Below are 23,170 nucleotides of genomic sequence, written 5' to 3'. Positions count from 1 at the left end.
GGGTGTACGCGTTTCGATTTTATGTGATGTCTCAAGGTAAACTCGAAACGCTTTAGTCAGATAGTCTTTTGTTTAGGATGTATATTTGCAATGTTAGAGGTGGACGTAGAGGTAACTGACGTAATTGACGATGGCTATCCGGTCTTTGTCAGATTTGTTCTTGTGGACATTGAAGGCAAGCAACACAAATTCGAAGACAAAGCGCTTATTATCGGAGTTGATGAAGATATTGCCTGGACCGGCCCGCCAAGGCGCGGAAGCTTACGCTGTACACTCGTTGAGAAACGCGGCGACACTGCTGAAAGGCTTCCGACGTATCTTCTCAAGATTCGAAAAGCTTGATGTCATGTACCGCGCCTTTCTGAACGTCGCCCTCATCGTGGAGATGATTAAGTGTTAACAGGCCCTAGTTGTGAGTTGACGATTCGTCTTTTGGTTGTTCTATCCACCCCCTCCTGTCCCTCTCTCGATTGGTTCTGACATGCGCTATTTTCCTGTCTATTCCCTTTGTATTGTCGCGTCTTTGTGGACAGTTTCGGCCTCTGCGGATGTGACGACCGGTGTTGAGATGTTGAATGCGGGGGATGTGTCGGGGGCTGCGACCGAATTTGCTGCCGCTTATGAAACAGGTGACGCGGAAGGTGCGTTTTATCTGGGCCGTCTGTTCGAACTTGGATTGGGGACCGAGCAGGACGAGATGCGCGCGGCCAATCTGTATTCTGCGGCGGCGGAGGGTGGCTCAACCAAGGCGCAGGTACGTTTGGGGTTGATGTATCACGAAGGCCGCGTGCTTTTGCGCGATTATGTTGAAGGGACGCGGTTGCTTTGCGTGGCTGCCGATGCCGGTGATGCGGATGGTCAGTTGAACTGTGGTTTGGCCTACCGTGCGGGTCGCGGTGTTGACGCGGATGATGTCAGGCCCTGACCTACTGGCAGAGTGCTGCTGATCAGGGCAATATTCTGGCCATGAACGTTTTGAGTCAGACGGCGCTGGATGAAGGGAATGTTGCGCAGGCGGCGACCTATCTGAAGCAATCTGCTGATCTGGGGAATGCCGGTGGTAGTATGTATGAATATGCCAAGCTGCTGATGGTAGGTGCATCGCCCGATCCGGTGACAGCGTATTCCTACGCCAATCTGGCCGTTGTGCGTGGTCCGGCGGATGCCGGTGTCTTGCGCGGTGAGATCGAGGCTCAACTGACAGCCGAACAGGTTGCCGAAGGTCAGCGGTTGGCCCGTGAATGGACCGAGGCGCGTATCCTCGCTGAGACGGACGAGAACTGAGCCTGACCCTGATGTTACATGCCCGGTCAGCGCTGCAAGCTGGCGCATTCTTTCTGATGACAACTGCTGCGCAGGCGCAGGTCACCTGTATCCCGATTGACGACATCGCGGTCACCGGGATCACCTTGCTGCCTGCCATGACGGTGGATGGTGCGCTTGCCCCTTATCGTGGGCAATGTCTGGATATTGAGGGGATCAATGCCGCACTGGAGGCGATCACGTTCCTCTATGTTGATCGCGGCTATGTGACGGCGCGCGCCTATCTGCCGGAGCAGAACATCGCGGACCGGTCGCTGGACATCACGGTGGTTGAGGGCGAATTGTCCGCTGTGCGATTTAACGGCGAGGACCGTCCGGTCTGGCAGGCGATGGTCTTTCCTGATCTGGTCGGTAAGTCGGCCAACCTGCGAGAAATCGAGCAGGGACTGGAGATTATCCGGGGTATGCCTGCCTATAACGCGACGATGGAAATCAGCGCGGGTGAGGAAGAGGGTCAATCGGTGCTTGAGGTTGCGGCAACTGCTGACAAGCCCTGGACTATGCGGATTGGTGCCAACAACCAAGGGTCCGAAGGCCGGGGCGAGTTTCAGAGCACGCTGGATGCCACCTGGGATCACGTGCTGAGTTTGAACGAAAGCTGGGCGTTCAACTACGTGCGAGGGGTAGAAACGTATCCGTTTGCGTCTGATACGGGCGGGGCTGCAACCGAAAATATCGGTGGCTCGGTCCGCTTTCCATATGGCCGTTGGGCACTGACGGAAAATTACCGGTATTCCTATTACGAAACCGATACGCTTGGGCCGATTACGATGATTGGAACGGATGGCTGGACCCATACGGCTGATCTTGGGATGAGCCGGGTCATGCACCGAAACCAGAACAGCAAGACGACACTGTCCGGGACCATCGCATACCGCGAGAATGTCAACCGGATTGCCGAGATCAAGATCAATGCGTCAAGCCGCGTGCTGTCGAGCGCGCGGATTGATCTAGCGCAGGAGCGCAGCCTGTGGGGCGGAAGCCTGACAGCACGTGTCGGTTATGAACAGGGCCTGACCGCCTTTGAGGCAGAACAGGCCGCAGACCCGTTGATTGGCCCGAACCCTCAGTTTGAGTTGGGAGACTTCGAATTGAGTTTTACCGGCCTTGGCAGGTGGACAGCGGTCAGCTGAGCTATACAGGTGTGCTGCGCGGGCAGTATAGCGAGGACACGCTTTACGGGGCCTATCAGCTGGCAGTGGGTAGCCTGTCGTCTGTGCGCGGGGCCAAGCACTGAATTTTGACGCGACCGATGCTGGGCTCTTTGCAGGCAGCACGGGCGCGGTGTGGCGTAATGATGTAGCCTGGACGCTGAATGCGGGTAAGACGGATTGGTTTGGTAGTCTGCAGGCCTACGGGGCACTTGATGCCGGGGCGGTGCGTATCGATGACAGTGACCGGGCACGCCCGCTGGTGGGGTCCGCCATCGGGTTCCGCACGGTGGGCGGCACGATCTCGATGGATATCGGGTATCAGGAAGTGTTGCGCATGCCCAATGACGCAACACCGCCGGATGGTATTTTTGTGGCTTCTCTTTCAGCGCGATTTTGACGAAGGTATTCACGATGACACGCAAGATGACAACATATCTGAACAATGCGGTCTCAGCGCTGTGTATTGCCTTGATCAGTGCGCAACCTGTGCTGGCACAGTCCATCGTGGCTGATGGAAACGGGCCGCAAGTCATAGATAGTGCCAATGGCACGCCAATGGTGATGATCAACACGCCAAATGGTCAGGGCGTGTCGCACAACACCTTCGCCGGGTTCGGCGTCGGCCCGGGTGGCGCGATCCTGAACAATGTAGATAGCAATACCGCCACAACCCAGCTCGGTGGGATCATTCAGGGCAACAGCAACCTGTCTGGTGGGGCGGCAGGGATCATCCTCAATGAGGTGACCTCGACTAACCCTTCGGTGCTGAACGGCTTTCTGGAGGTCGGCGGTCAGCGTGCTGATGTGATCGTTGCCAACCCCAACGGGATCACGTGTGATGGCTGCGGCTTCATCAATACCAGCCGCCTGACTTTGACAACAGGCACACCAAGCTTTGAGGGTGAGCGCTTTACCGGTTTTTCCGTTGATGGCGGTGCAGTGGCCATTGGTGCCGGGGGCCTGGATGCTTCCGACACAACCACATTCGATCTCTTGTCGCGGCAAATTACTGTCGGCGGAGTCGTCAGCGGGCAGCGCATTCGGATCGTGGCGGGGCGCAATGATGTGCTTTATGCGACGGGTGAGGTGACTGAGAAGGCGCCGGACGGGTCTTCGCCAGACGGGCTGGCGATCGATTCCACCGCTTTGGGCGGAATGTTTGCCAATTCCATTACGATCACCTCGACCGAAGATGGGGTCGGCGTGCGCGCTCCACGCGACATGGCCGCAAATGCAGGCGGGATGACCATCACCGCTGATGGTCGTCTGGTGATGAACAATGCCAGCGCCAGCCAGAAGGTGACCGTACGCAGCACCGAGCGGGTTGTGGTGCAGGGTGATGTTGCCGCCCAGCAGGTCGATGTGACCAGCGCCGAAGACCTTGTACTGGAAGCGAACGCCAGGCTGGTTGCTGATAGCGCGGCGTTACTGAATGTGGGCGGTGATCTGGATGTGGGTGCGAATGCCGAGATCACTGCAACACGCTTTGATCTGGATGTTGCAGGCGCGTTCCGCATCGGCAGCGGCGCGGATGTGACCTCTGTTCAGACGCTGGAGGTGGATGCGGACAGCTTGATCAACATGGGCACACTTGCATCAACCGATGGCGGGCTGCTGGTTACCACCAGCCTTGATCTGACCAATGAAGGGCTGATGTTCGGTGACACTGGTCTGAGCCTGCGCAGTGACGCGGACATCACCAATGATGGCGGCACGATTATCTCGAATAATGGCATCACTGTTCGCGGCGATGACAATGCGATGGCGGCGGCCTTTACCAACCAGTTCGGCGGCGTGGTGGAAACCATCGGCGGCAACATCAGCATTGCCGCTCTTACCTTCAACAACACCCGCGCTGCGCCTGTTATCGCAGACGCAGACATCACCACGGGTGGCACCATTGCGCCAGGCGAGGAATGCGACCGGCAGACCTGCTACGAAGACATCCAGCTGTCTGGCAGCTTTGACTATGGCAGCGAGCGCTCGCAAATACTGTCAGCAGGCAATATCACGATCACCGCTGATGACGTCACAAACGCGTTCAGCAGCATCTCTGCTTTTGGCAACATTACGATTGCGTCGGACACGCTGACCAATATCGACCAGAACTATTTCCGCAACAATGGTGGCACGGCAGAGTTCATCGGCGCCGACTTCGGTGTGATCGAAGCCGGTGGCAACCTCGATTTGACCGAGATCACCGGCTATATCCAGAACGGGGCGCAGACCGCGATCACCAATAACCGTGCGGGACCGTCGAGTACCGATCTTGGCACCATCAGTGTCGACTCTATCGGGCGGTTTCAACGGGTGAGCGCAACACTTTAATCTTTTTGGAAAGATGGAGTGTGAGAGATGAAGTATCGAACGCGAACGTTTTACACCGACAAACAGAAATCCGAGATGTGGGATCGATGGCAGCGCGGCGAGTCGATGAGTTCGATAGGACGACACTTTGATCGTGCATCATCTTCGATCTTCCCGCATTTGGCGCAGTTCGGCGGGTTCCGGCCACCTGCCCGTAAGAGATCGCGATTTGCTTTGAGCTTGCCGGAGCGAGAGGAGATATCTCGGGGCTTGGTTGCAAATCAGTCCCTGCGTTTTATCGCCAAAAGCCTGAACCGCTCGCCTTCGACAATCACGGTACGCAACCCAGAAAGGGTTGAAGCTGCGCAAGATCAAGGGTGCGGTCCCGATCAGTGAACGGCCTCCTGAGGTCGAGGATCGGGCCGTGCCGGGACACTGGGAAGGCGACCTGATCGTGGGGTCCAACAACAGCTACATCGCCACACTCGTGGAGCGCCATTCCCGATTTGTGATGCTGGCTAAAGCGTTTCGGGATAATCCTTTGTCTCAGGTTTATCCCGAAACGCTTTAGTCAAGCCAAACTCAGCGCCGTCGCACGCCAGCTTAACGAGCGGCCACGGAAAACCTTGCAATACCAAACCCCAGCGGAGAAATTTGAAGCCTGTGTTGCGGCGATCAGTTGAAACCACAGGGCAAACCTGACCTTATCGTCGTCAACCGCGACCCGGATGCCGAATTCCTTGTCGAAACGCGCTCCGAATTTGTCGATCTCGATCAGTTCATCTCGTCTGATTATTTCTTGCAGGCGATTGAATACGACCCCGAACTGCGCCGTTTCGGCGATGCTTATGCCGAGGCGTTGCTGATCCGCAAGCAGCTGCAAGAGCTGCTGGGCTAGCTGATCCTGACCACCGGCATTGATGAGCGCGCGCAGATCGCGGCGATGTATGACAACGCCATCAATGCGCTGGAAAACCTTGACCTGACGCCGGGTGTCGCGTTGACACCTGATCAGATCGGGGCGCTGATCAGTGACATCATCTGGCTCGAAGAAACAGTGATCAATGGCGAACGTGTGCTTGCGCCAAAGGTCTATCTGGCCAACCCTGAAATCCGCTTTGCGGGCCTGAACAGCGCGATGATCACCGGGCGTGATGTGAATGTACGCACGTGCAACTTTGACAATTCCGGCAACATCCGGGCGACCAACGATCTGAGCATCGTTGTCAGTGATATGTTCCGCTCGACCGGTGGCACGATATCGGCCCAGAACATTGCCGTCGTCGGCAACAACATCGAGATTGTGACAGGCGCGCAGACGTTGGTGACAGATCGGCGCGGGCGTACCGACCGCGAAGATGTTGGTCTGCCTGCCGCAACTTTGGAGGCGGGTCGCACGCTTGTGCTGACGGCGCGCGATGCGATCACAACCGGTGGCGCGCGGATCGCAGCGGGTGACAACATCACGCTTCTGGCGGGTGGGGATATCAATATCGGTGTGCTGCGGCTGGCTTCGGCCAAGGGTGATCAGTCGGGTTCAAACCGCAATTATGTGGAACGCGTTGATCACCTGACAACCCGCCTTACAGCAGGCGATGACGTCCTGCTTTTGTCATCCGGCAATGTGGCGGGACAGAATGATATCGTGCTTGAAGGGGCCAATATCACAGCAGGCGGCAGCGTTGGCATGATTGCCCAGGATGGTGATCTGTTGCTGGCGGCTGTGTCTGATCTGTATTTCCGCGACTACCGGTACAAGAAATCCGGCTTCTTGGGTTTCAATACCAAAGTCCGCCAAAGGATGACGACCCGCGTCACCCATCAGGTGGTGGAAATCGAGGCCGCATCAATTACGGGTGTGGCCGATAACAACATCTTTGTCGAAGGCAGCCGCTTTACCATACCCGGTGTGGCTGGCGCGGACATGGCGCCGGGCCAACTTGCCATGGTATCGGTCAACGGCAGTTCGGTCTTTGCCGCCCCCTTCGATATCTTTGTCGAAACAAGTTATCGGAAAAATTCCACTGTCTGGGGGCTGGTGAGCAACGATACGTCAACGAAAAGTGCCCATGACATCGCCCGTGGCGTGTTTGCCGATACTGCCGGTGACATCGCCCTGAACTCGGGCGGTGATCTGACCCTGACAGCGGTGGATTTCAACGCAGGCGGGCAGTTCGTTACCCAAGTGACCGGCACGACCTACCTGCTGGCCGCGATCGAACAAGACTATCAGTTCAGCTTCACCCACCGCGACAATGGCGTCATCATGACCGACACCACGGTCGAGGACATCAGCGAAAGCGTGACGTTCAACCGCATTCAGGCAGCCGGTGGGGTCAATCTCGATCCGAACTCGCAGATCGTGCTGTCGGCAATCCGCGACCCGCTGTTTGACAGCGCACATCCCGCCGCATGGACGACCGAGGCCGAGAACGGGCGGTCAATATTCGCCAACGCCTATCTGGGGATCGATTCACCCGCGAAGGATCAGGGCGGGTTAGACGACAAATGGGAGTCTGGCGCCGACGAAGAAAACCTCCACTGGCGCGAGGGTGGCGAATGGACCGAAGAAGGTGAATTCCTCGTGCGTCAGGTTATCTTGCCGACAGGTGCGGACGGTGCGGAATATGCCTACCTCGACGGGGTTCTGGGCCGTGACAGCACGATCAACGAACCGATTGAGTTGGTCAGCTATCATTTCTACAACCGCCAGCAGGCGCTGAACCCTGCGTTCAAGGCGTTGGTGACGATACTGGTGACGCAGGGGTTGGGCAGCCTCGCCGCACTGGATGTCGGGGCGCAGCTCGCAACCATGGGTAACACGGCCTTCGGGACGGTCAATGCCGCCACTGGGGCCGTGACGCTCACCAACCTCGGCACAGCCGTGAACGCCGCTACTATCGGCTTCACTTCAACGCTGGTTGTCGAAACTGGTGCTGGCGTTGTGTCGGGTGAAGTGGATATCAATGCCATCGTGGGTGCCGCTAGCTTCTCCGCACTCTCAGCAGGGCTGACCAGTGGGATCAATCTCGAGACCTTTGGCGGCTCGTTCGATGGCATAGACTGGGCCACTGATCCTGTCTTGGGTTTTGGCGACAAGCTCACAGTCGCAAACCTGACAGAGGCCACATTGGATGCGACCATTTCATCAGGCCTCTCGACGGCCGTCTATGACACCGAATTTGAAGCGGCATTTCTTGCCAGCACGACGAAATCCGCTGTCGGCTTTCTTTTAGCAGACGTTCAGTCCGAAATCGGAAAGGGTGTTATCAGAGGCGCGTATGAGGAAGGCGATTTTACACATGTTGCGCTGCATGCTGCCGTGGGTTGCGTTGCGGCTGAACTGACGGACGCAAGTTGCGGTGCAGGTGCTGCTGGTGCCGCGGCGCAGGCGGTCTATGGTGGTCTTGTCGATCCGCTTGATGCGTTTTTTAATCAACAGGATCACACAAATCATGCCGAATTGCTCTCTGCGATCGCTGGCTATGCCGCATCGGGCGGTGATGCTGAAAATGTCAATTCTGCTGCGTCGATTGGCCGGTCTGGTTTCGAAAATAACGCGATCCCGGCGATTGTCTGGATCATCATCGCGGCGGGCGGATATGCGACTGTCGAGGGTGGTGGAAACCCGGTTGAAGGCCTGCGCGAAATCGGGCGGGGCGAAGATCTGATCGGCAGCCTGGTCGCTGCGGGCGCTGAAGAGGCTTTCCTTTTCTCGAACGAAAACTTCCCGACAGCCACGCAGACGTTTGTTGATGCGATGGCCCTTGCTGGTGAGGGTGCTGCGGTTGTCGTCAACTTTGCCGATAAGGCAACAGGCGAAGTTATCAGCGCCGCCTGGAATGATCTGCCGCAAGACACCCGGGACGCCATCATCGGCGGTACGGTTGTGGTAAGCTTTGTCGTGCCAGCAGGGGCGGCAACACGGATCGCGAGGGCCACGCCGGATGCTGAGATTGTTAATCCGGATGTGGATATTGGTGATGGGTAATCAATTGCAGGTCATGGCTCAATCAATCTCAACGCAGATGGTACGGTGCCAACCACTGTTGTTCCAGACGGAACTTCGGTTACAGTACCAATTGGACATAATCAGTCGTTGCTTGATGACGCGGGCCGCTTGATTGAGGCAGGTGATGTCGATGGGGGCATGCGCCTTCAGCAGGAAATCTTGCCCGATAGTATTGAAGGTGCGCAAACCTATCTACCGGGAGCTGAGATTCCAGACTATGTGATTCATCCGGGACCAGATCTGAACATATTGCCGGGTTCTCGAACTGTTGATAGGCAAACCCCTTTGTCTGAAATCTTAGCACCAAATATGGGCTGGATCAATCTGGCTACGTGTACCAATGAGTTCCCCAATGGCACGATGTTTGAGGAATAGGATCGGGAATGAAGATCAACTTTCAGGATGCGACGGTTCAGTATTCCGACGCATTGCGCGATGGCGGATCGGTTGTACTATTACTTATCATCAAGGGTGAAAGATACATTCTTCGGATGATGAGAAGTATTGGCGAAAGGGATACGCCTCACTATAATCGGTATGAACTGAAAAGAGTATCGACGGGCGAGATCAGAATTCTCGGCGATGAGGAGACACAGCTACTAGCTGACTTTCTTCGGGGGAACGAGGAAAACATAAAGACGAATGTTTATGACGCAATGATTGGTGAGCTGTGATATTCATAGATCAACTTAAGAAATCATGATGTCGAATAGAAAAGTCTCCCTGACATTCTTTAGTATCCACGCCCTGGAGCAAACCCACCGACTTCCAGTCGGCTCTGCTTCAGCGTGAAAGAATCGTCTTATGATCATACCCTGTAGAAAATGAGTCGCAGCCGGGTCGAAGGCTCATTTTCTACAGGGTATGATCATGCAATACGACACCGGCAGCCACTGCGTTTTCCATCACCGTTATCACATCGTGTGGTCGACGAAGTATCGCTACAAGGTGCTGACGGGCGACATCCGCTTGCGTGTGCGTGCCATTTGCCGCCAGGTTTGTCACGAAAAGGGCGTCGATATCATCCGGGGTGTGCTGTCAGCCGACCATGTCCACATGTTCGTGTCGGTTCCGCCGAAGCTGGCGATCAGCGACTTGGTGCGGCTGATGAAAGAGCGATCATCCCACAAGGTCCAACGCGAGTTCCCGCAATTGAAGCGACGCTACTGGGGCAGGCGATTTTGGGGCCGTGGGTATTTCTCGACCACCAACGGTGCCATCACAGAGGACATCGTACTTCAGTACCTAGAACAGCACATCGCAAATCCTACCGGCGCCAGCCGGTAGTCGTTCAGTGACGGATAGGACGTGTCGGCGTCTGGACTGGTCCACGACTTCTTTTCCGAAGCAAAAAAATTCAAGTTGTCTAGCGTCGTGTCCGTCGTCATATAAAATGGGACATCAGAGCGGGTTGGGGGCGGCCTTTCGATGCTTCTCTGCGCGGATCGGCAAGTAGAAGGCTGTTACGGACACGGCGCGGAAGATTGCAGTCCTGTTTGACAACGTTGTGCGGCTACAGGCATGACTTACCAAGATCACGGTGCCGCAGCTTGTGAAGAGCGACATCGGTAAGGTGTATATTGGCATTCGCCGTGATCTTAAAAATCGATTGCCAGACCGAGACACGCGTCTATAAGCGCAGTTATGGCCGATCAGAATGCTCCGCAGACGATAGTCTTCTTGCATGGTGCTGGTGTTGACCGGACGCTTTGGGAACCGCAGATCAGTGCTTTTTCCCCCGACTTTCAGGTAATTGCCCCAGACCTGCCGGGCCATGGGGTGGTGCCTGCCGTTACAAGTGTCGAGGCTATGGCTGAGGCGGTGCACCAGACGCTGGTTGCTGCAGATGCAAAGAGATATGCGCTGGTCGGCCTGTCATTGGGCGGCATGGTCGCGCTGGAAATGGTGCGCCGCTGGCCAGAGGAGGTAAGCCATCTGGTGCTTATGGAATCGGTGCCGAATGTCACCGAAAGCCGCCGCGTCCGCGCGTTCGGCCATTGGGCACTTGGGATTTTGGGCTTTATCAGACCCAGCTGGTTGACCATTTTACCAGCACGTTCAATGGGCGCGGAAACGGCGGATGCTGGCTGCTATGTCAAAGCCGCCATTAGGAGGATGCAGGCCCGCAATGCACGCGACATCATGCGGGCTGCACTGGCCTATGACGGGCGCGGCGGGCTGGTAAATATCGCAGTGCCAACCTTGATTATGGTCGGCGAAAAAAACCCGGCCACCCATGCAGGTGCCAAATTAATGGCGGCGCAGATTCCCGATTCCCGATTTGAGGAGGTAGCCAATGCCGGACACATCCTGAACCGCGATGCGCCTGCCCATGTTAATGCCGCCATCCGCGCACATCTGGAACGTCGTTCCCGGCCTGCTCCAGACTGATCGATTGCGATCTGCTCGAGTTCTGCGTCGTGCAGCGACATGAGTTCGTTGATTGTCTCGGGTCCGATTCTGAAGGCGCATTCGACAAGACGTACTTGACCCCTGATGCCTCGATGCGTCCGCCACGGCTGTCAGCGGAACGCCCACCTCAAGGTGTGGTTGCAGGACCAGAAACCAGTGGTTTTTGGGAGGGGTGCGGATGCAATTAGGACCTTTCCTCAAGTGCATTCTGTCAATTTCTGTCGTTACGTTTGCGTCGCCATAAGAACCACGCAAACAAATTAATTACGAACAAGCTGCTAAGTGATGGTACAATTGCCGCCATACCTGCCTCCTGCCCAAAGGCAACACTGACAATAATTTTCAGGACTGTTCCGGCGTTGAGAAGGACCAGCCCATACCACAGGTTTCGTTGCCAGAACGCATGAAACAACAGCCCTAGGAAAATAAAGACACCAACAATCAATGCGACTAAAGCGTTTCGAGTTTACCTTGAGACATCACAAAAAATCGAAACGCGTACACCCTATAGGTTGATCACTGCGTTTCGGGGTAATCCTTTGTCTCAGGTTTATCCCGAAACGCTTTAAGGAACGGGACAAAGCTAAAGCTGCCGTCGATGCCTGCTGGATCAATGGCCGGTTTAGCGACTTGGTACGACTGATGAATGGGCGATCCTCACACAGGATCCAACGCGAGTTCCCGCAATTGAAGCGACGCTACTGGGGCAGGCGCTTTTGGGCGCGCGGGTACTTCTCGACCACCAACGATGCCATCACAGAGGACATCGTACTTCAGTACCTGGAACAGCACATCGCAAATCCTACCGGCGCTAGCCGGTAGTGGTTCAGTTCGCCTTTGCTGCCCTGGCGTAGATGTTAAGAACGTTGGTCAGGTATGCGCGCATCAATACGTTTGGTTTTGGGTCAAGCGCGCCACACGCCACGTCCGCCCAAGCGATCGGTAAATGTTGTGAGATCAACGTCTCGGGGATTTGGTGTCTTGAAAGTCCCTTAATCATGGTTTCGACCAGTGATTGCGCCTCGGGCATTGCCCAATAGTAGCGTATGCGGTCTGAATAGCTGAAATGTCGCTGTAGCCTTATTTCTTGGTTTGTCCCTTCGTAGTGACTGCTCCAATGGGCGGGTTTGGTTGTCATCAGCCTATCCATGCCCTCTTGCAAGACTGACTGACCAGTCAGTTCGCGGTGGATCGCGTCAAGCCCGTAAAGCGCCTCGCGCAGGGCGAAGGTTAGCCATGGGCCGACTTTTAGAATGGCAAAGCCATCTTTGACCAGCTGGCCCAGCGCCTCGGGGCTTTGGTAATCTGTGGAATGCGCCTCGTAGACCAAGCCCATCTGGCGGCGTGCCGCGATAAGATCGCGGGCGGCTTCGGGTTGGTATATGGCAACATTTTCGTGCCCGAACTCGACACCGGGCTGCACGACTAGACCGATGACCCTGTCAAAGGCCGCGTCCAGCCCTTGGCTGGCAAAGGCTACTTGGTGCAATCGCAAGGTTTCGGCGGCCATATCGGGGTTGGTTGGTTCAAGTGCTTCGACATATTCTGTCGCCCCGCCGGGTGGGGGAACCTCGGTGCCGATGACATAATAGAGGTCGTGTTCCCCTTTTGCAGATTCGGCGATGGCGGCCAGTTCTGCAGCGCGGCCGGCGATGACCGTTTCAGTCAGGGGGCTTGGATCATCTGCGCAGGCCATGCTGCAATCAAGGTGGATTTTCGTGAACCCGGCAGCGGCAAATTCGGCGATCATGACTTCGGCTTTCTTCATCGCCTCTGCCGCCGGAAGGTGCCGCCAAGGGTTGGGGCCGAGGTGATCTCCGCCTAGGATAATGCGTTCGTTTTCACACCCTTCCTGCGCGGCGATCTGTCCGACGCGGTCGCGAAACTGTTGCGGGCGTATGCCGGTATAGCCGCCATCCTGATTGACCTGGTTGCAGGTCGCCTCAATCAGAACAGGTCCTTCATGGTCCTTTCCATGCGCCAGTGTCGCCGTGAGCACCTGAGGGTGCGCAGAGCAAACAGAGGTGATGCCAATCGGGCGGCCTTGGTCATGTGACGTCACCAAATTTGCCAAATAATTTTGCGTCATCGTCGGCCCTCGCTCAAAATTCAGATATTATATGATCAATAATGATCAAAATTGTGATTGACAATGATCAATTATATAGATTTTCTGTGCATCGCGACAAGGAGGTTCCATGAAGTTCGACCGGATCACTGCTATCAGGCAGGTGTTGTTCGCACGCGGGCATATGTCCATCGCCGAGCTTGCGGCAGCTGTTGATGCATCCGAGCCAACCATCAGGCGTGATCTGACCGTTCTTGAAAGAGATGGCACGATCGAGCGGACCCATGGCGGGGCGCAAATTTCGGGTAATTCGGATATTGAAATTGCCTTTGAAAGCCGCGAGCAAATCAATCTGGATGTCAAGCGTGCGATTGGTGAGCGGGCTTACGATATGCTTAATCCCGGTTCGTCGGTGTTTTTGGACGCTGGCACGACGGTTTTGCAGCTGGCGCGGCTGATCCGGCTGCGCCCGATGGCACTGCGTATTTTTACCAACTGCTTGCCTGTGGCCCAGCATTTGATGCAGGTGCCCGATGTGTCTGTCACCTTGCTGGGCGGCGCATTGCGCGTGCAAAACGCCTCGATGGTGGGGCCGCTGGCCGAGCAGGCGCTGCAAAGCCTGTGGTTTGATCAAGTGTTCTTAGGGGTGGGCGCTGTTGGGCCGGACCTTGCGATTTATTCGGCAGACGAACAGGAAGCACGCATCAACAAGCTGATGCTAGAGCGGACGAATGCACCGATTATTCTGGCCGATTCCGATAAGTTTAATACGCGCCTGACCTATCAGGTCGGTCCGCTTGTCGGTCAAATGGCCATCGTGTCGGATACATCGTTGGCGCATGATTTTGCGCGCAAGCTGAACGAAACAGGTATAGCGTTGGTGCAAGTGGACCGCCCCGATGACTGAGATTTTGGGCATCGATGCAGGCGGGACAAAAACCGTCATTGCGGCTATCGCGCCCGATGCCAGTCTGCGCCGGTTTGACTTGGGCCCATCGTTGGATCCAATGGCTGATGCCGACGCGCCTGATCGCTTGCGGGCATGCCTGGCCGATTGCGGGCAGCCTTTGGCGGCAACCTTGGGCTTGCCCTATCATGGCGAAGTCACGCAAATCACCGCATCACAAACAAATGTGACCCAAGACATTCTAGGCCACGCTGCAAAGGTTGAGAATGATGTCGCATCAGCCCATCGCGGTGCCTTTGCAGGTGGTGGCGGTGTTCTTGTGCTGGCCGGTACAGGGGCGATGGCCTGGGCAACTGGGCCCAAAGGAACCACCCGCAGCAGCGGCTATGGTGACATTTTCGGTGACGAAGGATCGGCCTTCTGGATTGGGCGCAGGGCGCTTGCCCATGCGGCCAGCCAGATCGATGGCCGTTTGCTCGATGATGGCTTTGCGCAGGCATTTTGCGCCCAAACGGGGATAGGCGCAGACAAGCTGATTGATTGGGTCTATAGCCAGTCCCAGCCGCGGACAGCGATCGGGCAATTGGCGCGGGCTGTTTCTGCATTGGCGGATGCGGGCGACACATCTGCCCACGCCATATTGATGGATGCGGCCGGTGAATTGGCGCGCGCGGCCAAGGCCGCGCAACATCGATCGGGGCTACACTCTGGTGGCATCTGGTCCTATGCGGGCGGCGTGTTCAATGCGGGGCCTGTGTTGGATCAATTAACTGTCCTTATGGGGACATCGCCCGCCCCACCGGTGCTGCCGCCAATTGGCGGTGCCTTGCTGGATGCGGCGCAACGGGCTGGTTGGACAATCACACATGACTGGGTCGCGGCACTTGCCGCGAACCTCGCAGCGCAGGCCAATCGGCATGCCCTCAAGGCAATTTGAAAGGCTAATCGATGACCACTATTACCGAAGATGTCATTCGCGATCAGTTTCCCTACTTGACCAAGGCCATAAAGCAGCCGCTGCCCACTTTGGGCGGCGATGTGTTGGTTTTTGTCGGTTGTGGGACATCCTACTATCTGGCGCAAACGTTGGCTTGCGCGGCCAATGCCGCCGGCAAGCAGGCTGTTGCTGTCCCCGGCGCGGAATGGGCGCGGCGGGCGGATCGTTATATCGCGGATCGGGCGGGCTGCCGGGTGATTGGCCTGTCACGCTCGGGCACCACGACAGAAACAGTGCAAGCGATTGAAGAAGCGCGCGGGCAAGGCTTGCCCACAACAGCAATATCCTGCGAGAAAAACTCGAAAATCCTGCAAACTGCCGAGACAGGCATCTACCTGCCCACGGACGCACGCGAAGGCATCGTGATGACCACCTCGGCCAGCCTGATGTTGTTGGGCGGATTGCGGATGCTTGGCGCGGCCGTCACCGATGACCTAATCATGGCTGCCGCCAACGCGCTGGCAGCGGTCGACGAAAACGGTCCGTCCTTGCTGAAAGGGCGGTCGCATTTCGTCTATCTGGGCGCGGGCGAAAACTATGGCATCGCCAATGAGGCCGCACTGAAACTGCAGGAAATGAGCATCAGCTATTCGCAGGCATTTCACCCAATGGAATACCGCCATGGGCCGATATCGCTGATTGATGACGCATCTGTCGTTGTCGTTTTGTACCATCCCGATACCACAGCAGAAGAGGCCGAGGTCACCCGTGATGTGCAGGCCAAAGGCGCGCTGGTGATCGGCGTTGGCGGCCCCGGTGATCTGCAAATCGACATGCCTATTGCCGATGGCGCACGGACGCTGGCGATGCTGCCAGCGCTACAACTTTTGGGCGAAAAAGTCGCCCTGCAAAAGAATATCAACACTGAAACCCCCCGGCATTTGACCAAAGTCGTCGTGCTGCAGGAAGGATCCAGCTAAATGGCGAAAATCACTCTTATCGGTGCCGGTTCTACCGTTTTTGCCCAGAATATTCTGGGCGACGTTCTTTCGAACCCTGAATTGGCCGACAGCGATATTGCCCTGTTTGATATCGATGCTGAGCGTCTGTCGACATCCGAAATTATGACCCGCCGTATCGGGTCCACCTTGGGGCTGAAGAACTTGAACATTGTGGCCACGACCGAGCGTCGCGCGGCCCTCAAAGACGCCGATTTCGTCATTCTGATGATGCAGATTGGCGGCTACAAGCCTGCGACAGTCGTCGATTTCGACATTCCAAAGAGATTCGGCGTGCGCCAGACCATCGCGGATACGCTGGGCGTTGGCGGCATCTTCCGGTCGCTGCGCACCATTCCCGTGGTCTTTGATATCGCCCGCGATATGCAGGACATGTGCCCGGGCGCGCTTATGATGAACTACGTTAACCCGATGGCGATGATCACATGGGCGATGCAGGAAAAATTCCCCGATATCGCCTATGTCGGCCTGTGCCATTCGGTGCAGGAAACATCCGAACATCTGGCCCGTGTGCTGGGCGAGGATATTTCCCAGATTGATTACAAAGCCGCTGGTATCAATCACGTGTCGTTTTTCACGCAATTCGAAAAGCGTCTGCCAGGTGGCGGGACAGAAGACCTATACGCCAAACTGCGCGCGATTGCCGAAAGTGATGACTATCCCGAGAGCGACAAAGTCCGCTTTGCCGTGATGAAGCATTTCGGGCATTTCGTCACCGAAAGCAGCGAACATTTCAGCGAATATACCCCTTGGTTCATCAAATCAGGTCGGCCTGATCTGGTGGATCAGTTCCAGGTGCCGTTGGATGAATATATCACCCGCTGCGAAGATCAGATTGCTGAATGGGAAACCCTGAAGGGCGAGCTTGAAGATGAAAGTGCCCCGCTTGAGGTTGAGAAGTCCAATGAATATGCCGCTGCGATCATTCACGGTATGGTCACCGGCACAAACTACAAGATTTACGGCAACGTGCGCAATAACGGGCTGATTGAAAACCTGCCTGCCAATGCCGCTGTTGAAGTGCCCTGCCACGTTGACCGCGGCGGCATCCAGCCGATCCGCGTGGGCAAGGTCAAGCCGCAGCTGGCCTCAATCATGCGCTGGCAGATCAATGTGCAGGAAATGACCGTCGAAGCGGCGCTGACCAACAAGCGCGAGCATGTCTATCACGCGGCCATGCTGGACCCGCATACGGCGGCAGAGCTGTCGCTGGATCAGATCCGCGCGCTTTGCGACGAATTGATCGACGCCCATGGCAACTATTTGCCAGCGTATCACTAGGAAAATCAGGTGACGCAGGTTAGGGTCAGCCATCTCGAAAAGTTCTATGGAACCATGCAGGTTTTGCATGGCGTTGATTTCGACGTTCAAAACGGCGAGTTCATTGCGCTGGTCGGCCCGTCTGGTTGTGGCAAATCCACCCTTTTACGGATGATCGCGGGCCTTGAGGATATAAGCGGCGGTGAAATCGCCATTGCCGGTCAGGTGGTGAACGACGTCGCGCCCAAAGAACGCGACATCGCCATGGTGTTCCAGAACTATGCGCTTTACCCGCATATGACTGTTGCCAAGAACATGGGCTTTTCGCTGCGCTTGCGCGGTGGCACCCGCGACGAAATTGACCGCCGCGTGCGCGAGGCGGCCGAGGTGCTGGGCCTGGCCGAGTATCTGGACCGAATGCCCGGCCAGTTATCAGGCGGTCAGCGCCAGCGCGTTGCCATGGGCCGCGCCATCGTGCGTCAGCCGTCAGTATTCTTGTTTGATGAGCCGCTATCTAATCTGGATGCGGCCTTGCGGGTGCAGATGCGCGCTGAAATCAGATCGCTGCATGACCGTCTGAATTCGACCTCTATTTTCGTCACCCATGATCAGGTTGAAGCCATGACAATGGCAGACCGGATCGTTGTTTTGCGTCAGGGACGTTTGGAACAGGTCGGGCCCCCACTCGACCTGTACGACCGCCCGGCCAATGCATTTGTTGCAGGATTCATCGGTTCTCCCGCTATGAACATCCTGCCTGCATTGGCGGGGAGCGGTCAGGTCTCGATCGGTGATGACATCGCGATCGACCTTGGCATCGCCCAGGACGGCCCGGTCAGCTGGGGCATTCGCCCAGAACATCTGGAACTGGTGCTAGCAGACACGCCAAACAGCTTTGCCGCGACCGTGACGGGGATTGAACGAACAGGAAACGCCGATTTTGTCGCCACGCAGGTCGGCGAGCACCGCATAGATGCGCTGTTTTCCGAGCGCCAGCAAATCACCAAGGGCGACACCATCGCCTTGCGGCCCAAGGACGGGTATTCGCATATCTTTGATCACGCAACGGGCGCGCGCCTGTCATGAGCCTGGCCTTATCAAATTTTCGGCCCAAGCCCTGCGTTGTCAGGCCAGCAACTGACATTACTGGGCCGTCGATGCCCTTTATCGATGCCCATAACCATCTGGGCCAATTCGGGGGCGACTGGGACAAACGGCCTGCGCCCGAATTCTTTGATCATCTCAGCCAAACCTTCTGCACCCATTACGTCGATCTGGATGGCGGCTGGGGCGACGACGTACTGGACGATCGTCTGCGCCGCTACAAAGAGGTCGCGCCTGAACGATACCGCGTCTTTGGCGGTGTCGATTGGGACAAATGGGCGGAGGAAGGCAGCGCCTTTCCGGAAAAAGCGGCCCAGCGATTGCGAGCCCAGGCGGCGCGCGGCGCGGAAGGTTTGAAAATCTGGAAGCCCTTTGGTCTGACTGTGCGCGATGAGACTGGCGCGCTAGCGCGTGTGGATGACCCTCGGCTTGACCCGATCTGGCAAACAGCCGGTGAACTGAGCTTGCCCGTTCTTGTCCATGTGGCTGATCCGGTTGCCTTTTTTGACCCAATCACCCCGGAAAACGAACGCTGGGATGAATTGGGCAATCATCCTGAATGGTCCTTTTGCAGGCAGGAATTTCCCAGTTTTCATACTATCATTGAAGGTTTTGCCAATCTGGTCAGACGCCATTCGCAGACCATCTTTATCGGCGCCCATGTGGCCTGCTATGCCGAGAATCTGGGCTGGGTATCGGCCTTGATGGACGCATGCCCGAACCTGTTGATCGATTTTTCCGCGCGGATTGCCGAACTGGGCCGTGTGCCTGCAGCGGCCCGGCGTTTCATGATCACCTATCAAGACAGGATCATCTTTGGCACGGATGCAGGGCCGGACAAAGACACCTACGCCATCTATGCTCGGTTCCTGGAAACCGACGACGAATACTTCAGCTATGCGCCAGACCCGGTTCCGGGACAAGGGCGCTGGATGATCTATGGGCTGCACCTCCCCCAATCGGTGCTTTCGAAAATCTACAATGATAACGCCGCCAAGCTTTTTGGGCTGGAAGCGGCAAACACGACCTGAGGGTGAGCCAAAGTCAAACAGACCCAACAGTGAGGAAGACATGAAACATATTACAACAACAGCAATAGCCGTTTGCCTTAACGCAAGCGTGGCGATTGCCGAGACAGAAATCAGCTTTGCCCTCTGGGGCAGCCCCACAGAGGGCGAAGTTTGGGGCGGCATCGCCGAAAGCTTTGAGGCTGCCAACCCCGATGTGACAGTGAACATCGAAGTTGCCGACTGGACCAGCTATTGGGAAAAGCTGCAGGTTCAGGTGGCTGGCGGCACCCCGCCGGATATCTTTGCCATGGACGCGCCCGCCTATCCTGATTGGCAATCGCGCGGCGTTTTGTTGAACATGCAGCCCTATCTGGACGCGGACCCATCTGTGCTGGAAGGTGTCTATCCTGTCACGCTAACGGCTTATCAGTTGGAAGAAGGCATGTATGGCATGCCCCGCGATTTCCAGACGGTTGTGATGTACTACAACAAGGACATGTTTGATGCCGCTGGTGTGGCCTATCCTGACGACACTTGGACCTGGGATGATTTCCGGGCTGCCGCCAAAGAGCTGACACTGGACAAAGACGGTGATGGCACAATAGACCAGTGGGGTGCTTGGGCTGAAATCTATGACATGGAGCCATTCTGGGGCCCGGTCATCTGGTCGCATGGCGGCGAGATTGTTGACCCAGCCAGTGGTCAGACCCTCATTGGGGAAAGCGGAGCCGCCGAGGGTTTTGAGTTCATCAGCAGCATGTTGCTGGAAGACAAATCCATCCCCACATCCGAACAGCTGTCGCAATATGGCTGGGACGGACTTTTGTCTGGCGTTGCCGCTATGGGCTTTTCCGGTCACTGGTCGATCCCAGACTATGCAGCTGCCGGGATCAACTTTGACGTGGCCCCTGTGCCAATCGGGCCAGCTGGACGCAAAACCATCGTGAACTCGGCCGGTTTTGTGATCTCTAAGGATACACCAAACCCGGACGTGGCTTGGGAATTTGTCAAGTTCGCCGTCTCTGAGGCGGGTCAGTCGCAACTGGCGCAGATCGGGCTTGCGGTGCCAATTCTGGAAGACGTGGCCAATGGCCCCGCCTATCTGGACCAGCCCATCAAGGTCGACCACGCCTTGTTCATCGAGGCGTTGGACTATGCCAACGTCAAGCCAAACTTCCGCGGCTATAGCGAATGGTCCGGTGCTGTCGGTGATGCGCTAAGCCTTGCATGGACAGGGGATGAAGACTTGGCCACCGCCCTTGAAGAAGCCGTCGAGTTTGGCGATGACGCATTGGCACGGAACAAGTAAGCGATGAAGAACCTCCGTCCCATGGGGATTGAGCGGTGGTGGGTGCTGCTGTTTTTGGCACCCACCTACGTTGGCCTCTTACTTGGCACGTTCGGCTCGATCTTTGCGACCCTTGGGATCAGCTTCATGGAATGGGATCTGCTGACCCCGCCCGAGGCGGCTGGGATCAGCAACTATACAGATTTACCTGATGACAGGCTGTTCAATCGGGCGCTATGGAACACGCTGGCCTTTGCCGGGCTCTATGTGCCGTTGACAATCGTCATCTCCTTGTTTGTGGCACTGGGACTAAACCGGGCGATCCCAGGGATATCGTTTTTCAGGGTCGCATTCTTTTTGCCCACCGTGTCCAGCCCCACGGCCGTCGGCCTGCTTTGGACATGGATCTATGCACAAGACAACGGCGTCTTGAACGAAATCATCACATCTATGGGAGGCGATCCAGTGCGTTGGCTGAGCCGATCAGTGGCGCTGTATTCGGTGGTGATCGCAAATGTCTGGGGCGCGATTGGCGGGGGGATGATCATCTTTCTCGCCGGGCTGCAGGCCATCCCCAAGGATTATTACGAGGTCGCCTTGATCGACGGGGCCAAGGCATGGCAGCGGTTGTTTTTCATTACCATACCTGCGCTTGCGCCCTCCATCTTCTTTCAGATGGTGTTGGTGACGATCAACGCCTTTCAGGCCTTTGACTACATCTACATTTTGACCCGAACAGGTAATGGCAACTCATCCATGCCAACGCTGGTGTTATCGGTCTACCGCAACGGGTTCCGGTTCTTCCGCATGGGGGATGCTGCCGCTCAGGCGGTCGTGCTGACATGCATGATCTTAGTGCTGACCCTGATCTACTTCAAACTGCAAAAGAAGTGGGGGGCTGCGGCATGACCTATCTGCGTCGCAACTTTGGGGACATCGTCGCCTTTACCGCCTTGGTCATCGGTGCGGTCTGCATGATCGGGCCCTTCGTCTGGATGGCTTCGACCAGCCTGAAACCCATCGCAGAACAGTTTGATATGCGGCTGATCCCAGCGACTCCAACGGTGGAAAACTACCCGCGTTTGTTTGAGATCATGCCGTTTCACCTGTTACTTTGGAACAGTTTCAAAATCGCGGCCATCGCAACCTTTGGGCAATTGCTTACATGTTCAATGGCAGGGTTCATCTTTGCCGTGGTCCGCTTTCCGCTTCGGAATGTTATTTTCGTGGTCCTGTTGATCACGTTGATGGTGCCCGGTCAGGTGACGGCGATCCCGCAATTTATTATCTTCAAGTTTCTGGGTCTCTACGGCACGCAAGCGCCGCTTTATGCGCCCGCCTTTTTGGGCGGGGCGTTTGGTACATTCCTGATGCGGCAATATTTCCTGACATTGCCGATTGAGTTGGCCGAGGCCGCGCGGATCGACGGTGCCTCTCTCGCGCGGATCTTCTTTACGATCTATCTGCCGCTGGCCAAACCGGCGCTTGCCGCCTTTGCGATCTTTGCCTTCATGTTTTCATGGAATGATCTGTTCAACGCGCTGATCTACTTGCCAGCCAACTTAGAAAAAACGACGCTGACCGTAGGGCTTGCGCTGTTCCAGACGCAGTATTCAGGACAATGGCCGTTGATGATGGCTGCCTCACTGATTTCAGTGGCACCGATCATTTTCGTCTTCTTCCTAGCACAGCGCCATTTCATCGCAGGTATAAGTATGAGCGGCTTGAAGTGATGTCTTCGTTTGGCGACAGTGTAGCAGAGCCTGTGTACTGCAACGCATATTCAAACATAGAATAAGTCTTCTGTGCCGTTCCGTTCGACAAGCTCAGCAGGCATTGCCAACTTGCTGACGCTCGTTGGTGCATCTAATCTTTTGTCATGAAGATTCTATCTGAGATGCCGCGCCTGAAGGGCTAAAGCGTTTCGGGATAAACCTGAGACACAAGCTTATCCCGAAACGCGGTGATAAGCCTATAGAGTGTACGCGTTTCGATTTTAGGTGATGTCTCATGGTAAACTCGAAACGCTTTATCGTTTCCCTCGTGAAGTCGTGGCCTATGGTGTGTGGGTCTACCATCGCTTTGCGCCCAGCACGGCGGATGTTGAGGGTCCGCTTGCTGAACGCGGTATAACCGTCAGCCGGGAAACGGTGCGCAAATGGGTGAACCGGTTTGGTCGGCATTTGAGAGCACCGCAAAGTGTGGGGCAAGACGATCAGGGGAGAACGCAACTCACTTCTTTTAACGCCAGTGACCTGCCCCCCGAAACTTCCCTCGTTCTGATGTAGAGTTTGCTCAACCTTTTGAAGGAGCAAACGAATGCGAAAGAGCCGTTTCACGGAAGTCCAAATCATTGGGATGATCAAAGA

22 protein-coding genes and 4 pseudogenes are annotated in these 23,170 nt (G+C 56.2%); 25 read left to right on the top strand and 1 reads right to left on the bottom strand.

Annotation, left to right across the window (positions count from 1 at the left end; genetic code table 11):
- The first annotated feature begins 90 nt into the window (after positions 1-90).
- From ACW9UQ_RS06170 to ACW9UQ_RS06095, 16 genes and pseudogenes are all read left to right on the top strand, one after another.
- Positions 91-342 carry a hypothetical protein gene (locus ACW9UQ_RS06170; RefSeq protein WP_458930165.1) on the top strand — a complete coding sequence of 84 codons (252 nt, stop codon included), beginning with the start codon at positions 91-93 and terminating at the stop codon, positions 340-342.
- Positions 299-400, top strand: a pseudogene (locus tag ACW9UQ_RS06165) (IS5-like element ISCARN85 family transposase); the annotation flags it as partial. The gene ACW9UQ_RS06170 and the pseudogene ACW9UQ_RS06165, both read left to right, overlap by 44 nt.
- Before the next feature lie 81 nt (positions 401-481).
- Complete coding sequence (locus ACW9UQ_RS06160) at positions 482-925, top strand: tetratricopeptide repeat protein (protein WP_458930125.1); 444 nt, start codon at positions 482-484, stop codon at positions 923-925.
- A gap of 41 nt (positions 926-966) precedes the next feature.
- Positions 967-1,284 (top strand): hypothetical protein, encoded by a 318-nt coding sequence (locus ACW9UQ_RS06155; protein WP_458930124.1) that lies wholly within the window; start codon positions 967-969, stop codon positions 1,282-1,284.
- Between the two features lie 11 nt (positions 1,285-1,295).
- Positions 1,296-2,560 (top strand): annotated as a pseudogene (locus ACW9UQ_RS06150) (ShlB/FhaC/HecB family hemolysin secretion/activation protein).
- Positions 2,557-2,874 carry a ShlB/FhaC/HecB family hemolysin secretion/activation protein gene (locus ACW9UQ_RS06145; protein WP_458930163.1) on the top strand — a complete coding sequence of 106 codons (318 nt, stop codon included), beginning with the start codon at positions 2,557-2,559 and terminating at the stop codon, positions 2,872-2,874. The pseudogene ACW9UQ_RS06150 and the gene ACW9UQ_RS06145 overlap by 4 nt, the downstream one beginning before the upstream one ends.
- A 14-nt stretch (positions 2,875-2,888) precedes the next feature.
- Entirely contained in the window at positions 2,889-4,805 is a 1,917-nt protein-coding gene (locus ACW9UQ_RS06140) for a filamentous hemagglutinin N-terminal domain-containing protein (RefSeq protein ID WP_458930123.1), read from the top strand.
- Between the two features lie 27 nt (positions 4,806-4,832).
- Positions 4,833-5,180 (top strand): helix-turn-helix domain-containing protein, encoded by a 348-nt coding sequence (locus tag ACW9UQ_RS06135; protein ID WP_458930122.1) that lies wholly within the window; start codon positions 4,833-4,835, stop codon positions 5,178-5,180.
- A pseudogene (locus tag ACW9UQ_RS06130) lies at positions 5,167-5,301 on the top strand (transposase); the annotation flags it as partial. The gene ACW9UQ_RS06135 and the pseudogene ACW9UQ_RS06130, both read left to right, overlap by 14 nt.
- Positions 5,302-5,463: 162 nt before the next feature.
- Positions 5,464-5,682, top strand: coding sequence for a hypothetical protein (locus ACW9UQ_RS06125; protein ID WP_458930121.1), 219 nt, complete (start codon positions 5,464-5,466; stop codon positions 5,680-5,682).
- A gap of 45 nt (positions 5,683-5,727) precedes the next feature.
- Positions 5,728-8,775, top strand: a complete 3,048-nt coding sequence (locus ACW9UQ_RS06120) for a DUF637 domain-containing protein (protein ID WP_458930120.1) — start codon at positions 5,728-5,730, stop codon at positions 8,773-8,775.
- Between the two features lie 3 nt (positions 8,776-8,778).
- Entirely contained in the window at positions 8,779-9,171 is a 393-nt protein-coding gene (locus ACW9UQ_RS06115) for a putative adhesin (protein ID WP_458930162.1), read from the top strand.
- A gap of 8 nt (positions 9,172-9,179) precedes the next feature.
- Positions 9,180-9,470 carry a hypothetical protein gene (locus ACW9UQ_RS06110; RefSeq protein ID WP_458930119.1) on the top strand — a complete coding sequence of 97 codons (291 nt, stop codon included), beginning with the start codon at positions 9,180-9,182 and terminating at the stop codon, positions 9,468-9,470.
- Between the two features lie 196 nt (positions 9,471-9,666).
- Positions 9,667-10,083, top strand: coding sequence for an IS200/IS605 family transposase (gene tnpA / locus ACW9UQ_RS06105; protein ID WP_458930118.1), 417 nt, complete (start codon positions 9,667-9,669; stop codon positions 10,081-10,083).
- A gap of 357 nt (positions 10,084-10,440) precedes the next feature.
- The gene (locus ACW9UQ_RS06100) at positions 10,441-11,187 is read left to right on the top strand and encodes an alpha/beta fold hydrolase (RefSeq protein ID WP_458930117.1); all 747 of its coding nucleotides are present in this window, start codon (positions 10,441-10,443) and stop codon (positions 11,185-11,187) included.
- A 645-nt stretch (positions 11,188-11,832) separates the two neighbouring features.
- Positions 11,833-12,030 (top strand): annotated as a pseudogene (locus ACW9UQ_RS06095) (transposase); the annotation flags it as partial.
- 4 nt (positions 12,031-12,034) lie between these two features.
- Here the strand turns inward: ACW9UQ_RS06095 and ACW9UQ_RS06090 are convergent.
- The gene (locus ACW9UQ_RS06090) at positions 12,035-13,297 is read right to left on the bottom strand and encodes a D-tagatose-bisphosphate aldolase, class II, non-catalytic subunit (RefSeq protein WP_458930116.1); all 1,263 of its coding nucleotides are present in this window, start codon (positions 13,295-13,297) and stop codon (positions 12,035-12,037) included.
- 109 nt (positions 13,298-13,406) lie between these two features.
- Between ACW9UQ_RS06090 and ACW9UQ_RS06085 the strand changes: the two genes are divergently transcribed.
- The 9 genes from ACW9UQ_RS06085 (at position 13,407) to ACW9UQ_RS06045 (ending at position 22,534) form a co-directional block, all read left to right on the top strand.
- Positions 13,407-14,183, top strand: a complete 777-nt coding sequence (locus tag ACW9UQ_RS06085) for a DeoR/GlpR family DNA-binding transcription regulator (RefSeq protein ID WP_458930115.1) — start codon at positions 13,407-13,409, stop codon at positions 14,181-14,183.
- Complete coding sequence (locus ACW9UQ_RS06080; RefSeq protein WP_458930114.1) at positions 14,176-15,120, top strand: N-acetylglucosamine kinase; 945 nt, start codon at positions 14,176-14,178, stop codon at positions 15,118-15,120. Before ACW9UQ_RS06085 ends, ACW9UQ_RS06080 begins: the two co-directional genes overlap by 8 nt.
- 11 nt (positions 15,121-15,131) lie before the next feature.
- Complete coding sequence (locus tag ACW9UQ_RS06075) at positions 15,132-16,100, top strand: SIS domain-containing protein (protein WP_458930113.1); 969 nt, start codon at positions 15,132-15,134, stop codon at positions 16,098-16,100.
- Positions 16,101-17,420: an alpha-galactosidase gene (gene melA / locus ACW9UQ_RS06070; protein WP_458930112.1), complete on the top strand. Its 1,320-nt coding sequence runs from the start codon at positions 16,101-16,103 to the stop codon at positions 17,418-17,420. It begins immediately after the preceding gene.
- Positions 17,421-17,429: 9 nt separating this feature from the next.
- Entirely contained in the window at positions 17,430-18,485 is a 1,056-nt protein-coding gene (locus ACW9UQ_RS06065; RefSeq protein WP_458930111.1) for an ABC transporter ATP-binding protein, read from the top strand.
- A gap of 71 nt (positions 18,486-18,556) precedes the next feature.
- Positions 18,557-19,534, top strand: coding sequence for an amidohydrolase family protein (locus ACW9UQ_RS06060; RefSeq protein ID WP_458930110.1), 978 nt, complete (start codon positions 18,557-18,559; stop codon positions 19,532-19,534).
- Between the two features lie 40 nt (positions 19,535-19,574).
- Positions 19,575-20,822: an ABC transporter substrate-binding protein gene (locus tag ACW9UQ_RS06055; RefSeq protein WP_458930109.1), complete on the top strand. Its 1,248-nt coding sequence runs from the start codon at positions 19,575-19,577 to the stop codon at positions 20,820-20,822.
- 3 nt (positions 20,823-20,825) lie between these two features.
- Complete coding sequence (locus ACW9UQ_RS06050; protein ID WP_458930108.1) at positions 20,826-21,710, top strand: carbohydrate ABC transporter permease; 885 nt, start codon at positions 20,826-20,828, stop codon at positions 21,708-21,710.
- Positions 21,707-22,534 (top strand): carbohydrate ABC transporter permease, encoded by an 828-nt coding sequence (locus ACW9UQ_RS06045; RefSeq protein ID WP_458930107.1) that lies wholly within the window; start codon positions 21,707-21,709, stop codon positions 22,532-22,534. The genes ACW9UQ_RS06050 and ACW9UQ_RS06045 overlap by 4 nt, the downstream gene beginning before the upstream one ends.
- Positions 22,535-23,170: the final 636 nt, after the last annotated feature.

The sequence above is a fragment of the Halovulum sp. GXIMD14793 genome, from assembly GCF_054457435.1.
The sequence above is the reverse complement of the archived record's forward strand: the minus strand, read 5'-3'. Positions and strand labels throughout refer to the sequence as shown.